At 40.9% G+C, this 12,586-nt stretch carries 25 protein-coding genes and 2 pseudogenes (1 of these 27 running past the window's edge); 5 read left to right on the top strand and 22 right to left on the bottom strand.

Going from position 1 to position 12,586, the window contains the following annotated elements:
* On the top strand, positions 1–774 hold the 3' portion of the coding sequence (locus FHG67_RS09875; protein WP_004499555.1) for a crotonase/enoyl-CoA hydratase family protein. It extends 12 nt beyond the left edge of the window; 774 of the gene's 786 nt are visible here — the last part of the coding sequence; the start codon falls outside the window, past its left edge; the stop codon is at positions 772–774.
* Positions 775–1,023: 249 nt separating this feature from the next.
* A pseudogene (locus FHG67_RS09870) lies at positions 1,024–1,206 on the top strand (DUF1564 family protein); the annotation flags it as partial.
* Positions 1,207–1,312: 106 nt separating this feature from the next.
* Here FHG67_RS09870 and FHG67_RS09865 read toward each other — a convergent pair.
* The 21 genes from FHG67_RS09865 to FHG67_RS09775 all read right to left on the bottom strand — a co-directional run bounded on the left by FHG67_RS09865 (position 1,313) and on the right by FHG67_RS09775 (position 10,831).
* Positions 1,313–1,792, bottom strand: coding sequence for a hypothetical protein (locus tag FHG67_RS09865; protein WP_004495866.1), 480 nt, complete (start codon positions 1,790–1,792; stop codon positions 1,313–1,315).
* A 42-nt stretch (positions 1,793–1,834) separates the two neighbouring features.
* Positions 1,835–2,257, bottom strand: coding sequence for a hypothetical protein (locus FHG67_RS09860; RefSeq protein WP_004496040.1), 423 nt, complete (start codon positions 2,255–2,257; stop codon positions 1,835–1,837).
* A 45-nt stretch (positions 2,258–2,302) separates the two neighbouring features.
* Positions 2,303–2,707, bottom strand: a complete 405-nt coding sequence (locus FHG67_RS09855) for an ASCH domain-containing protein (RefSeq protein WP_039931360.1) — start codon at positions 2,705–2,707, stop codon at positions 2,303–2,305.
* Entirely contained in the window at positions 2,704–3,072 is a 369-nt protein-coding gene (locus FHG67_RS09850; RefSeq protein ID WP_004495859.1) for a DUF488 domain-containing protein, read from the bottom strand. The genes FHG67_RS09855 and FHG67_RS09850 overlap by 4 nt, the downstream gene beginning before the upstream one ends.
* A complete protein-coding gene (locus FHG67_RS09845) occupies positions 3,069–3,335 on the bottom strand; it encodes a hypothetical protein (protein ID WP_016758673.1) in 267 nt (88 codons plus the stop codon). Before FHG67_RS09845 ends, FHG67_RS09850 begins: the two co-directional genes overlap by 4 nt.
* Complete coding sequence (locus tag FHG67_RS09840) at positions 3,332–3,574, bottom strand: hypothetical protein (RefSeq protein WP_016758672.1); 243 nt, start codon at positions 3,572–3,574, stop codon at positions 3,332–3,334. Before FHG67_RS09840 ends, FHG67_RS09845 begins: the two co-directional genes overlap by 4 nt.
* The gene (locus FHG67_RS09835; RefSeq protein WP_004495996.1) at positions 3,571–3,768 is read right to left on the bottom strand and encodes a hypothetical protein; all 198 of its coding nucleotides are present in this window, start codon (positions 3,766–3,768) and stop codon (positions 3,571–3,573) included. Before FHG67_RS09835 ends, FHG67_RS09840 begins: the two co-directional genes overlap by 4 nt.
* Positions 3,765–4,058, bottom strand: a complete 294-nt coding sequence (locus FHG67_RS09830) for a hypothetical protein (protein ID WP_004496072.1) — start codon at positions 4,056–4,058, stop codon at positions 3,765–3,767. The genes FHG67_RS09835 and FHG67_RS09830 overlap by 4 nt, the downstream gene beginning before the upstream one ends.
* Positions 4,042–4,230, bottom strand: coding sequence for a hypothetical protein (locus tag FHG67_RS09825; protein WP_004496038.1), 189 nt, complete (start codon positions 4,228–4,230; stop codon positions 4,042–4,044). The genes FHG67_RS09830 and FHG67_RS09825 overlap by 17 nt, the downstream gene beginning before the upstream one ends.
* A 2-nt stretch (positions 4,231–4,232) precedes the next feature.
* Positions 4,233–4,382 (bottom strand): hypothetical protein, encoded by a 150-nt coding sequence (locus FHG67_RS21755; RefSeq protein ID WP_016760337.1) that lies wholly within the window; start codon positions 4,380–4,382, stop codon positions 4,233–4,235.
* On the bottom strand, positions 4,379–4,945 hold the full coding sequence (locus tag FHG67_RS09820; RefSeq protein ID WP_061216611.1) for a host-nuclease inhibitor Gam family protein: 567 nt from the start codon (positions 4,943–4,945) through the stop codon (positions 4,379–4,381). Before FHG67_RS09820 ends, FHG67_RS21755 begins: the two co-directional genes overlap by 4 nt.
* Before the next feature lie 12 nt (positions 4,946–4,957).
* Positions 4,958–5,107: a hypothetical protein gene (locus tag FHG67_RS21750; protein ID WP_004495945.1), complete on the bottom strand. Its 150-nt coding sequence runs from the start codon at positions 5,105–5,107 to the stop codon at positions 4,958–4,960.
* 15 nt (positions 5,108–5,122) lie between these two features.
* The gene (locus FHG67_RS09815; protein WP_142499762.1) at positions 5,123–5,449 is read right to left on the bottom strand and encodes a hypothetical protein; all 327 of its coding nucleotides are present in this window, start codon (positions 5,447–5,449) and stop codon (positions 5,123–5,125) included.
* Positions 5,450–5,475: 26 nt separating this feature from the next.
* Positions 5,476–6,486 carry an ATP-binding protein gene (locus FHG67_RS09810; RefSeq protein WP_004495819.1) on the bottom strand — a complete coding sequence of 337 codons (1,011 nt, stop codon included), beginning with the start codon at positions 6,484–6,486 and terminating at the stop codon, positions 5,476–5,478.
* Entirely contained in the window at positions 6,483–8,192 is a 1,710-nt protein-coding gene (locus FHG67_RS09805; RefSeq protein ID WP_004496028.1) for a DDE-type integrase/transposase/recombinase, read from the bottom strand. Before FHG67_RS09805 ends, FHG67_RS09810 begins: the two co-directional genes overlap by 4 nt.
* Positions 8,189–9,067, bottom strand: a complete 879-nt coding sequence (locus FHG67_RS09800) for a hypothetical protein (protein WP_004495978.1) — start codon at positions 9,065–9,067, stop codon at positions 8,189–8,191. The genes FHG67_RS09805 and FHG67_RS09800 overlap by 4 nt, the downstream gene beginning before the upstream one ends.
* A 4-nt stretch (positions 9,068–9,071) precedes the next feature.
* A complete protein-coding gene (locus FHG67_RS09795; protein WP_016759987.1) occupies positions 9,072–9,446 on the bottom strand; it encodes a hypothetical protein in 375 nt (124 codons plus the stop codon).
* Positions 9,436–9,909, bottom strand: coding sequence for a hypothetical protein (locus FHG67_RS09790; RefSeq protein ID WP_061236056.1), 474 nt, complete (start codon positions 9,907–9,909; stop codon positions 9,436–9,438). Before FHG67_RS09790 ends, FHG67_RS09795 begins: the two co-directional genes overlap by 11 nt.
* A 226-nt stretch (positions 9,910–10,135) precedes the next feature.
* A complete protein-coding gene (locus FHG67_RS09785) occupies positions 10,136–10,411 on the bottom strand; it encodes a hypothetical protein (RefSeq protein ID WP_142499761.1) in 276 nt (91 codons plus the stop codon).
* The gene (locus tag FHG67_RS09780) at positions 10,395–10,616 is read right to left on the bottom strand and encodes a hypothetical protein (protein ID WP_004498664.1); all 222 of its coding nucleotides are present in this window, start codon (positions 10,614–10,616) and stop codon (positions 10,395–10,397) included. Before FHG67_RS09780 ends, FHG67_RS09785 begins: the two co-directional genes overlap by 17 nt.
* Positions 10,613–10,831 (bottom strand): hypothetical protein, encoded by a 219-nt coding sequence (locus tag FHG67_RS09775; RefSeq protein ID WP_004495940.1) that lies wholly within the window; start codon positions 10,829–10,831, stop codon positions 10,613–10,615. Before FHG67_RS09775 ends, FHG67_RS09780 begins: the two co-directional genes overlap by 4 nt.
* A 435-nt stretch (positions 10,832–11,266) precedes the next feature.
* On the opposite strand from FHG67_RS09775, the pseudogene FHG67_RS22365 reads away from it, so the two are divergent.
* Positions 11,267–11,434: pseudogene (locus FHG67_RS22365) on the top strand (helix-turn-helix domain-containing protein); the annotation flags it as partial.
* A 6-nt stretch (positions 11,435–11,440) separates the two neighbouring features.
* On the top strand, positions 11,441–11,698 hold the full coding sequence (locus FHG67_RS22360) for a hypothetical protein (protein WP_244947496.1): 258 nt from the start codon (positions 11,441–11,443) through the stop codon (positions 11,696–11,698).
* Positions 11,699–11,701: 3 nt separating this feature from the next.
* Here the strand turns inward: FHG67_RS22360 and FHG67_RS21745 are convergent, their stop codons facing one another.
* Positions 11,702–11,878, bottom strand: coding sequence for a hypothetical protein (locus tag FHG67_RS21745; RefSeq protein WP_004498637.1), 177 nt, complete (start codon positions 11,876–11,878; stop codon positions 11,702–11,704).
* A gap of 204 nt (positions 11,879–12,082) precedes the next feature.
* On the opposite strand from FHG67_RS21745, the gene FHG67_RS09760 reads away from it, so the two are divergent.
* The gene (locus FHG67_RS09760; RefSeq protein ID WP_004498651.1) at positions 12,083–12,505 is read left to right on the top strand and encodes a helix-turn-helix domain-containing protein; all 423 of its coding nucleotides are present in this window, start codon (positions 12,083–12,085) and stop codon (positions 12,503–12,505) included.
* The last annotated feature ends 81 nt before the right edge of the window (positions 12,506–12,586 follow it).

Here is a 12,586-nt window from a genome sequence, read left to right as displayed (position 1 = left end):
CTCATTCTCTCCGAAAAAAAGGGACACGTTTTACATATCATCATCAATCGCCCTGAAGAAAGAAACGCGTTTAACGTTGATATGCTCTACGCTCTCAGTCGCGCATACGATCAATTGGAAGCCGATTCGGATATTCGAGTCGGACTTGTTTATGCAAACGGAAAACATTTCACGTTGGGTTTGGACTTGAAGAATGTCGCGGAATTTTTAAAGAAACAAAAACGTTTCCCTCTTCCTCCCGAAAGCGTCAATCCCTGGGGAACCACGGGCAAAACCAAAACGAAACCAGTCGTTGTGGCCGTACACGGGATGTGTATCACGCTCGGAATCGAACTCATGCTCGCGAGCGAAATCCGGATCGCCGCCAAACGAACGTTATTCGCTCAAGTCGAGGTTCAAAGAGGAATTTTTCCGTTCGGAGGAGGAACGATGCGTTGGCCCGTGCAATGCGGTTGGGGAAATGCAATGAAATACATTCTCACAGGAGAGACTTTCGAATCGGAAGAAGCACTTCGGATCGGACTTGTGCAAGAAGTCGTTGAAAAAAACGAACTTATCGAAAGAGGAATCCAACTTGCCGAAAAGATAGCGGCCCAAGCTCCTCTCGGTGTTTATGCGACTCTCAAATCCTCTCTGGATTCGGTGATTCACGGTGAATCGAAAGCCGCCAAAGATCTTTTTCCTCAACTTTTAGCCCTGATGGAAACCAAAGACGCGGAAGAAGGACTCGCTTCGTTTGTGGAAAAAAGGCCAGCAGTTTTTCAGGGTCAATAGATGTTTAAAAACATTCAATGAAATATAGAAATCGAGTCGAATCTCCAACCAAACTATTCATAAAAATGAATGTTTAGTATTCGATAGTTCATCTTGATTCGAATTTTTTTTCATTCTTCACTTTGAAAAAGAATCGGTTTTCCTGTATCTGGAGAGATTTCTTTTTTTGGTTTATATGAAATAAAATAGAAATTTTCTTTTTTTTACAAATCGGTTCCTTTCGTGCAAAAGCGAAGAACCGCTTTAGATATGGACATTCTTTTGCTTTCTTCCCAAAAAAAGATTCTATCCGCTTTGAACGAAGGCGAGATCGGCTCGGATTCCCTTTTGATTCCGATATGTTACTGGAACCAATTGAACGAGTTACAAAAAAAGGCTCTCTCCAAAAAACTTCCCTTCTTGCTCAAGAGATACGCTAAATACATCGCTTCCTCCGACAGTGTCCCCACCCACTACTGAACCATTATAAACGCATCTAAAACGAGACTGAAAAGTATCAAAAAATATCCAAAAATGATCTTTTAAGAACCTTTTTTATTCAAAGTTGAGAAGAATTTCTAAGATTCGTTTCTTTCTCGAATCGAGATTTCATTGATTTAAGAGCTTCAATGAGAGATTGATATTGATGAAAGGAGAGTTTTTCGGAAGGGATTTTGAAGGTTTTTTGAGCCATAGATTCCAAAGAAATTTTATACGGTGCAATTTTATTTATTTGAGAAAGGAGAATTTCTGTTAGTTCTTTTTGATCTACCGATGGAATTGAGAAGATCTGAGACTTAGGTATAGGTCTCCTATTATCTTTTGTCTGCGGTCTTCGGAAGACTTCCGGATAATCTTTTTTAAGATAATTGATAATCTTTTGGATTTGGCTTTCAGAAAGAAAACTTAGTCTTTCACCCATATTTAAAGAAGAACTAATCTCCTTAAGGGTTTCTTTTGAATACCCAATCTCATGCCCAATAGTAAAAAGGTGCTTCAACCGTTGCTTTCTTTTTACTTCTTCAATGGTATTCTTCATATAGTTTTTTCCGTTTAAAATCGTTCTCTAATTTCTTCCGCCTTAAACTGTATTGCTGTCGGAGAGTTTCGTGTTTTTCCTAACGTCTAAAACTACTGCATCATTATAGTGATTCAAAGCTGGAATTTTATTTATATAGGTTCGAACTTCGTAAGATCGACCAATCGGAGACCTTTTTTTTCCTATCACTCGGATCCCTAACTGAATCGTTATAATAAGTTCTCCGTTTTTCATTCCACTATCTACATTGTAAATTTCTTCTAATCTATACCATCCCTCATGGTTTTGATTTAATAAAAAAATATCATCACCAATAGAATACGGCACTAGGGATTTAACCAGTAGCATTCGCCTTTCATTATGTTTTTTGATATTATAATAGAACTTTTTATCTAATCGATTAAGCTCATTACGAAGTTCCTCTATTTCGAGAGTTATATCTAAAATTTCTTCAAGTAAGATCATATGATTTCCTGTTGTTCTCCAAATTTTAGTCTCAGGACATCATACTTAGATGTCTACTTCAAAAAATCCTAATTTTCCTTTATACGGAATTGGAAAAAACGGTTTCGAATCGTTAAGAATATATCCATATTTTCCGAAGAAAAATTTTGAATCCGAATGCTCAACGCAATCAGATAAGATAGACGCGCCAATGATACATCCAAAGTCAAAGTCATTGACGGTCATTCTTAAACAAAGTTTGTAATTTTTTTGGATATATTCCAATCCTTCGTGATCAAATTTTTGACTGGCATGAATTAAAAATCTCCCTCTAAAATTTGTTTTCCAATTACGATTTTCAACATCCTTAATTTCTTTGTTATTCCATGCGATGGCTCGATCTTTTGGATCAGGAAGATCTGGGCGAATTATTAACCACGCCCATGGCTGTTGGATCGATAAGGCCTTCATTTTACTGTTTTATGCTCCCTATATTCATCTACATAGAACCCGTTTTTAGATAACCAAAGAGCTACGCGAGATCTATGACATTGCGTGGTGTCTTTTTCATAACAACATAACGCGACTGGATTACCGTTGGAGAGCGTTTTGAGTTGTTCTATTATTTCTGTAGCATTCAATTTTTCTAAATTAGAATCGAATTCTTCCCAATCGTATCCTTCGTTTAGCATTTCTGTAGATGGAGCCAGCACCTTAAATTGAATCTGTTTTCCCTTTGCAACCCAGCGAGGAGAAAATCGGGAAATATTAAAAACAACGAACCCGTCCGCCAGCAGTTTATCGGTTTTATAATGATAGGATGTTACTATTTTCATCTGGATTTCTTTAAGGAATCTATATCCCTTGCCATTCTAAGCAGTGCCTTAGCCATTACCCTATTTTTAAACGGCCCTTCGTAACTAAGGGCATCTGTTACATGTTTTTGTAATGATATCTGTTCTGAATCAGATTTAAACCATGAGGAAAAGAAAGTTATATAATCGATGATCACGCGACAAACAACAGCCAACAAAAACCAGCTGAATAAAGTTACGATTACCGCATATCTAATTATCAGTTCAAAAGTTTCAAGATTCATTGCGTATCTCCAGAAGTTGTATGAAGAGAATTTTTAAAAACTTGTGACTCAATTTGCTCGAATTTTTCAATCCGATTTGCCATCGTTGCTAATATCGATTTCAAACAATCGATTTCGTTTCGACCGAATTCTAAAAATTCGTCAGTGTGGTTTAAAACCTGACAAAGGCCCATCTTCATAAACTTCAGGTCTCGTAAGGCATCAATGAATTCAGATGTAATATTACTTGCATGACTCATTGTTCATTTCTCCTATTGATCGAAAGATCATCCAGATCCGATAGGATTATGATTTCACTTTGTCTTTCGAATCCAATAGGTCTCATAAGACCGTTGCTTGGTTCGCTTACTCTTGGAATAAACGCATAAATTCCAACTCGTTCATGAATAGCTTCAAAAATTTCAGGATCTTGCGGGTTTCGGATGATACTCATATATTCCTCCTCCAAACATCTTCTTCGAATTCCCACTCCTCGACGAACCAACCAAGTTCCGCGAGTTTCAAAATTGCTGTCTCAGAATCCGAATCAAGAAGTTCGTATGCCTGAATAAAATCGATGGAGTTTTTCAATGTAGCTCTCTCAGGTTCGAGAGCTTTCTTACGATCCTCTAAAGCTTTTCTTTCATAGGCTTTTAGCTTATCAAAGAAAAGAGATCTTCGAATATCATACAAGAGTTGAGTTACTACTTCGTATCTCTGGATCGTTTTAATTTGAACGCTCATTTTCAATTCTCCTCTTTAACTGTATGTAATATTCTTTCATTCTCTCTGTCTTTATATACTCCGGAAGTTCATTCCAACGTTTTGGAATAAACCCACGTCGAAGGAAATCTTCACAGTGATTGATCCAAAGATCCTCCGAGCGTTTTAAATCAGTGAATTCTTCTTCGCTCATAACTAAAGTTCTGATCCAGCCGGATATTTTTCCAGGATCCATTCCACAAGATAAAATATCTGATCTACATTATCGCTTTGATTTGAATCGGTCGCCGCAAGGTCTTGGATGTTTTCCAAAACCTCACGAACTTCAAGCGGAAGCTTGCTCATGCCGCATCAACCTCGACTTCTGCGTCAAGCTCCGTCGGCTTGATATAGAAGCGTTCCCGTTTTGCCTCTACTTTTATTCCGAATTCTTTCTTGGCACGAACCGGATCAGACAGAATCGCGTCCTTATCCAGTTCGATTTTTACTCTCAGGTAAACCTTTCCACATTTCTCTATAAACTTTTTGTAAAGTTCGTAGAGAGTTGCATTCGTGAGTATCTTTTCCAAAAGTGTAGAAGTGAGCCTGGTCTTTACAGATGCGGGAATATCCCGATACGAAACGGAACCCGTTGTCAACTTTTGAGTTTTGCTGCCGGATTCGAATAGAGATGTTCTATTCTCATCACAAAAATGTTTAATACGAACTCCCAGGAGATACATATCTTCATCGAGAGCTTTCGTTTCCTCGCGGAGCTTTGTTTGAAGTTCCGAAATTTGATCGTTATATTTGGAAACGATTCGATCTTTCTCGCGTTGTTTTACACCGTAAGACTGAACCGCATCCGCTAACTCCCCCTTATTTCCAAGAGGGATGATAACGATCTGTTCTTTCTTTTTGTTCGCCATGCTTTACTCCTGTTATACCGGTCTTGGATCTTCCAAGACCATTCCGGACGAATTGGAATCGCTAATCTGCTTCGGTGCTTCTACCGCCACCGGCTTCTTAACTATCTTCTTTTTCTTAGGAGCGACTTTCTTCTTCGCTACCTTTTTCTTCTTTGCAATCACTATACGGTCCCTCCTTTATACCGCGACTTGTTCTACAGCGAACTCGCCTAAGGCAGATTGAAGATCTTTTAGTTCGCTTTCGAGAGACTTAAGGTTTTGCTTTTGTTCTTCCTTCGCGATCTTTAACCGATCTTTAAGGGTTTTGATTTTGTCATCGATTCCTTGAATCTTTACTTTTTTTTCGTCTTCTAAAAGCTGGATCGTTTCTTTCTTCTCCTCCTCTAAAAGAGTGATTTCAGCTTCAAGATCACCCGAATTCGTTTTAAACGAAGCGATCTTTTTTTTAACTTCAGCCACCCGTTGCAAAGCGTTATTGTGTTCTTCCTGGTTTGCGATTTTCATTTTTCCTCCAATATTAAAATATTGCGTTATTCGTTAGCGGTTCGAATCAGATTTTCCGCCGAGTGTATTTCACTCGCTGATGTGGAATGATCTCTGATTAAATCGAGAGCGGCGTCCATTGTTAGCTTATGCCCGTCTAAACTTAATCTTGACTTTTGGATCTCGTGTTGATCTCCACTTAGGTAGGTTGAAATTGCCGCTTTACTTAACTCCTTACCGGTATTATCTCTAATCCGCTTCGCAACTTCTCGTTGTGTAATTTTCATTTTTTTCAAAATATCGGAAATGGTTTGAGGAAATACGGTTTTGGCAAGCTCGTGCGTCATAACGCGATCCCATCCAGCAACTGATCGTTCGATTTTGCGGATTTGATGCTTCACACCCAGAGGAGAAGGGAAAACGTTTTGGATAAAAATTTGTCGAGCCTTTTGGCCGTTCTGTCCGGATTCGAATTTAATACTGAACGCCCTTTCCGCGAAGGAAAGAATCTCGTTATCTTTGAGCTGCTCTAAGATCGTCTTATGAATTCTCCAACCAATCTCTTGGGTCCTGGTTAAGGATCTTAACCAAGGACCTTCATTCTTTCCGAACATTACGATCGAGAAAAGGTTTTCTCTGTCCGGAATAGAAATCTCATGAATCTTTTTAAGATCACGCAAAAGCTTCCCTGAAAGTGCCTGTGCCTCATCAAAAAGAAGAACAATCTTGCGTTTCTTTTTGTATGCCTCCTCAAGTATGCTTCTTAGGATCAATTGTTTTGCGTGCGCATTTCCTGGAATTTCTCTGTCCGAGGCAAGTTCGGAAATCATAGTTTTCATGATTTGGTTGATGTTCATCTCGAACGATTCGTAACATCTTCCCATTTCGATTACTTGAAAACGGTTCGGATAACTTTTCCAAAAATGCAGCATGTGTTCGTATAGAAATGTTTTACCTGCCCCTACGTGTCCGACGACACATTCCCAACCGGAACTGTCAACGGCCTGTTTGATTGCTCTGATTACCCTGTTTGTGTTTTCCGTATCGACAAAACTCATTCCGCGCTCTCCTTAGAATCGTTAGATTCAAAATCAATGTTATTTAGAATATTCAAAAGTTCGTATATTTCTTGGTTTGTGATCGAGCCTTTGAGGGCAAGACTCGAATCAAGCCGCGCTTGAACGGCTTCGAAGAGGTCCACTGGCATTTCGGAACGGTAGATTAAAAGTCGTCGTTCGATATAACTCCACGCCGATTCTACATCGGTGAACTCGCTCGGTGCCATCGTTGCGGGTGTTTCAACAGGGACAGCGTTCGCCGGAAAGTATCTAAGATTTTCCAACTCGGATTGAGGAAAGAGGTCGTCGATCGTAAAGATTTTCCGCTGTTTCTTGGCACCCTCACGGATTTCGTCTCGCAGCCTCATCCGATCGGTTTTCAGCCATGTGTCTGATGATTGCGTTTGGAATCCCGTATGTTGCGATATGCTTCTCGCTCCGTCCGGATTGCAGATATACAGATTTCCTAATTTATCTTCTGCTACGAGGTTGCCGTCGCGATCCCTGAATAGAGTGACGTTTTGCCCTACCAGATCCAAGGCGACTCCGTAAGAATGGTTTCGGTATTCGATACAGCCGTAGTTGTTTACGACTCGTTTGTCGAATGTAACCGTAGCGTCGTAAAAATTTTGTTCTGTGATTCGCTTGACCGGCTTTTCTTTTGTTCCTTCCAACCAAAGATCAAATCTCCCACTGATTTGATTTTCGTGAATGGTATATAACGTTAGAAAATCGTTGAATTCCTCCAAGTCCTTGAATCGTTTCCCGTCGATTGCGGGTTCTACAATATTTTTAAAAACGCCGATTCGACGTTCCACGGGCCCCTTTGCCTTGGGAACGCCCGGCCTGTGCATGATTAGTTTTGTTCCTAATCGTTTTAACGTGGATCGTGATCCCTTTAAGCCAGAACCTTCGTCGGAGTAAACGAATTCAGAAATACCTTCGAATGGATTTCGACGATCTGTTTTTGGTAACCAAGCGCGTTTGAAAAAGTCGAGATAATCTGTTGCGTTTTCTCCTCGATGTTTTGCTCCTGGGGTTATGGCTTTCCCGCCATACGCCCATACAAAGAAAACTTTTGAAAAAACATCAACCAGTGCGTAAACCCAAACCTTAATGAGGCTATCTTTTAGCATTGCGGTCTCTTCGTCCTTATCATCCAAGAACCAACGCTGTTCGATTTTTCCTCGTGGATTTAGGTAGTATCGACTTGCAACGGAAGCATCTACCATGTGAGTCGCGTTGGAGTATGGTTCTTTCCAATGTCGAGACGCTTCCGGTGATCGCATTTCGTGTCTGCCTAAACCGAGACGATTCAGCCACCGGTTTGCGGTAGACTCCGTCCAGGGAAGTTGAATCTGTCCGCTGTTACGCGCTCGTCTTAGAGCGAGTTTCATCGAGATCGGTTTTGGTTCTTTGCCGGACAGATTTGAGTAAACAATTTCCGCAATGATCTTCGCTTCGGTTTCCCGCAGATCCATCCGCTCCGGGTTTAGATTTGATTTTCGCTTTCCTTTTTTCTCGCCCGCAACAATAGCCAATTCCGATCCAATATTATATTTTTCGAATCTTCTGCGAATTGCGTCTTCCGACAATCCAAAGGCCGACGCGGCTTTGCGCATCATTTCGCCTTTGGAAAATTTCGACGGCGCCTCTTTCCAGGCCGAATAAAATTCGTAAAACAAATCTGGATCTAATTGTTTCACTCTTGCGTCTCTCCTTGGAAGATATGGTTTGACCAAGCCATTTTGAGAGTTTTGAGCGAGATCTCCATCGTTGCGATTGTGCGAGAGAGATAAATTCCAAGCGCGCCGTTTCGAGATTCTTCCGGGATCAACTCAATCTTTTGCAGAGCTTCTAGAATCGACGCATTGCACTCATCGATCATCTTTTCCGCGTCGCGCTGGTTTTTGATTTTGAGTAATTTATCCGGATCGATGTCCTTGGATTTTCTGAGAACATCGAGCTGTTCGTCCTTCTTTTGGATAGACTTCTCTAAGTTTGTTTGTTTTTTTCGAAGCAGTTCGGCTTCCGCCTTTACGGTTTGATTTTCTGTTTCGAGGGATTTGATTTTTTTCTTTGACGAATTATCTAACGTAGAAATTCTTTCTGCGAGAAACTCTTCCGCGGAAACAACTGTGCCGTCGGAAAGGGTTAGAATTTCTCCTTCCATTTGCTTCTGGCGAACTTCTTTCGCAGCTTGCAGAAATCTCTTTGGAGAGGCCTCCATGAGTTGTTTAACTCGGTCACCCAGTCCAAAGGATTCAATCGCATTCACATATTCTAATGCTGTTCTGCCGTTCATGTCGAGTTCTTGCTCGACACAATCCCCGAACGCCTCATATCCTAATTCCCGATACAACTCCAAATTTCGAATCGCTGCCAACGCTAACGCGGTTTGAAAAATGTTTACCCTGGCTTGCGTAATATACAATTGCGCCAGGGCTTTCCTTTGTTCCGGTGAAAATTCTCTCGCCTCGCTCTCGCTTGGAATCGTCAGAGCTGTTTCCGGTTGTGACATTCTACTGTCCGAGTCTTCTATTTCGTCTTTGTATTCGTCTAACGCTGATTTGGTTGTCATCCTGCTATACCTTGAGTCCCATATTTTTTAGAATCGCTTTCGTTTCTTCGCTTTGAGATATTTTTATCGCATTCTCTGCCTGTTGTTTTAGAAAGGCGTTTCGAGTCTCTCTCGCCTTTTGGAAGATTGCCCTAATTTCCTCAATTGGGAGATTGAACTCCATTTCCAAGATTTGGATCAGATGGGGAGTTTTGCGTTCTCCGTAGGCCGTTGCTGAAAGATTTCTAAAATTAACACCATAATCGCGAGCGATTGCGCGCATTGATGATTTGCCCTCAATCGGACCTAACTGCTTTCTTATTAAGGGTGGAAGCTTTTTGCCTCGTGGACGTCTGAGGACATAAGAGTTTTCTAATGTCCTCGTATTCTCATTTTCCATAGACTTTCCTCAACGTTCTTAGATAAGCCTGAGTCTGACCCAGTTTGGTTTGAATTTTTGGCGTAAGCTGCCAGCGAAAGCTTTCCGAGAAAAATAGGCCATTTTCTTGATCTGGTAAAATTAGATTTGCCTGTGTTAATTTTCGCTTTGCGCGTTCCAAGGATTGAATTCCAGTGAGGAGTCTAAACTCTCCACTGAAAAAGCTCTTTCCCGGAAGTAGATGGATTAGTATATATACGGCTCCGGTTCCGGTTGCCCTTTGGATCGGATTCTTTCCCTCGATTGTATCCGGATTTAAAATATATAACCCTTCATGTTCTTCTACCAAACTCCATCGACTTAGGATCTTGATCGCGCGGTAGATTGTTTTCTCCGGACGCGTTAGTCGTCTTGCTACGTGCACGGGCCGGAGCGGAACACTCGGGTTTTCGAGAAAGAATTTCGCTACCGTTAAAAGAGTCATATTCTTACCGAATCGAGTAAAGGTCTGAGTTGTTTGAACCACTTACTTAAGCATGGTTTACAAAGTTCAAATTGATAAACTGTTACCGAAGCCTGGCCGCACATAGAGCATTGCGGAGTCTTTGAATCCGAAAAAATGCCCTCGATGGAGTTACCTCCACCGAGGGGAGAGGGGTTGCCTGGGTTGCAATCAGACAAATTGGATGGGAAAGGCGAATTAATAAATTTCATGCGAAAGTTTCCAATGTATGTTCCTTCGGCAGATTGGATTTGTATCCATTTTTGGAGAAACCTTGGGTCGATGCGATCTCTGCGGGAAGGACATGAATTTTGATATAAGAGAGAAGTTCTTCCGTATTTAATTTTCTGATGAGGCCGTTGGGGATTCTGTTCCAACAGCGATCAAAAATAAAGTGCGCGATCAATCCCTTGTCTCGCAATTCTGCGGAATGATCACAGAGAAAACGCTTACGAACCCTATCGAATTTAGTTGTGTTTGCCATTGAATGAATCTCTTTCGGAAGTTTTTTTCTTTTCCACCCACTTCATGAATTGTTTCTTTAGTCCGGCATCATCGATGAAGTATTCGTAGATCGCACAACGAGAGAGTAGAATTTCCATCGGGCTTTTGTTCGATTCGCTTTTGATTCTGAGAACCGAATCGGCCACCCGTTTGCGATGTATTTTGATTCCAAACACAGGATTCATGCCGCGCTTCCTGCGTCTTTGGTGAGAACTAATTCTATATTTTTAAATCCTTCTGCGTTGAGCGCTGCGATCACCCGGCGATTGTTATTTCTCCCGGAGAAAAATTCATACGTTAGTCGTTCGTTTAGGTGATTGCGTTTTGCGAATGTGCTCATATATTTGTAGCGGTATACGATTTCTCTTTGGATCTCTTCCCGTTGTTTGATCGCGTTCACTTTAAACCTCCTCTTTCGGAAAGCGCTTGAGGTTTCTCTGAACGTAAAAGCCGTCTCGTGCATACAAGTTGATATGTAACCTAACGCTTATGATCGTGATAGCTATGTGTAGAAATTGGCGCGGCAAGTCTCGGTGCAGCGCTTTGTGAATTTTTAGATTGAGTATTTGAAGCCCATTAAACCGAATATCTTCTATATATTCCTGGAATCTTGGGATACGAAACATGAAAGAAATCCAGTGGAGCGAAATTACGAAATACGAAAAAATCCGATTTGAGAGTTTTCGAAATCTGTGTATCCAGTTCGGTTCAATGTTCGCTACGCTCATTTGCTTGATTTCTCCTTGATTCTATGCCTGGCTTCACCGATGCTTCTAATGCAGGGGCAAGCCTGTAGATCGCATGATTGTTAGAATCAAACAATTGTCAATAAAAAATGTTAGAAACAAACAAAAAAAATAATATCAATATCGCCGAACGATTTTCTGTTTTTTTTAAGGCAACGGGGATCACCCAGGAGGAATTTTCTAAGCGGATTGGAGCGTCTCGCTCCAGTATTAGTTCTTGGCAGAGGGGAAGATTTGGAATACCTGGCTCCGTTATCAAAACGATGGAATATGAATTCAACCTAAATCCGGTTTGGTTGATTACTGGCGAAGGAGAAATGATTAGTCAGCCGGAGCAAAACAAGGAACGTAATGAACGTTTAGGAGCCGAGTTCCGGATTTTGCAGCTTCTGCGTAAACGCCCTCTCCTCAAGCTTACAGTTGACGACTTTTTGGAATTAGACAGGGATTTGTCCGAAGAGGAACGGGGCGCGATCAAGGCAATGCTGAAAAGTTGGAAACCAGTTAATACGGCCAAATAAACGTCAGTCAATCCACGGATTCATTACGGATTTGGTTTCCACTGCCAGGTTATGGATCAAAACTTCAAAATCCAGGTCCGAATCTAAAAATAGGTGAATTCGGGCAGTAAAAAATTCTCTCAAAACTGGAGCAGATGGATGTTCGTCTTCCGATTTTAAATCACTATTTTGAATCTTCATCTCTCCAACACCAATTCCCGAAATTTTATGTATTCTTTAGCATATTGCCCACTCTGGACAAAAGTTTATTACACAAACGCATATTTCTGAAAAAAAATCTTGATTATGGCTTAAAGAATTCCGATAATCATCACTAATTCACATTAGCACAACTATTTCACACGAACCACAACAGTCAATGAAAAATGTTCAATTGTAAACAATATGACACAGAAAGGCAAAGATTCGATCGATAGGCTCCGCATAATTCTGTCCGAGACCGGACTGCGACAAAACCACCTGGCTAAAAAGGGTGGCGTCAAACCAACAACTATAAGCGCCTATCTGAACGGAAACCGCGCCGTAGGTTTTGACTTTGCATATGCAATCATGAAGTCGCTTGGATATAATCCGTTTTGGGTGCTTTTTGGGGATGGCGACAAAAAGATTCCAACTGAAATTTTTTCAGAACTGACCCAGGAGAATCATGATCGATTCGAAGATATTGAAAGAGATCGTGTCTTTATGAGACAGATCGACGAATCCGGAATGAGGCAGGAGATACAAAGAATTTTAGAACTCAGTCGATCCGATAAAAAACTTTTTAAGATTTTTTTCGATCGACTTTTTCCCGAAAAACTTGACTGATTTTTACCTGATATTCTGCGATTAGTTCTATCAGCGAAGCTGTTCCTTTTTTTAGATCTCTTACAAAGTTATACAGAAGAG

Source organism: Leptospira weilii (genome assembly GCF_006874765.1).
In the GTDB taxonomy this organism is placed as follows: domain Bacteria; phylum Spirochaetota; class Leptospiria; order Leptospirales; family Leptospiraceae; genus Leptospira; species Leptospira weilii.
The sequence above is the reverse complement of the archived record's forward strand: the minus strand, read 5'-3'. Positions and strand labels throughout refer to the sequence as shown.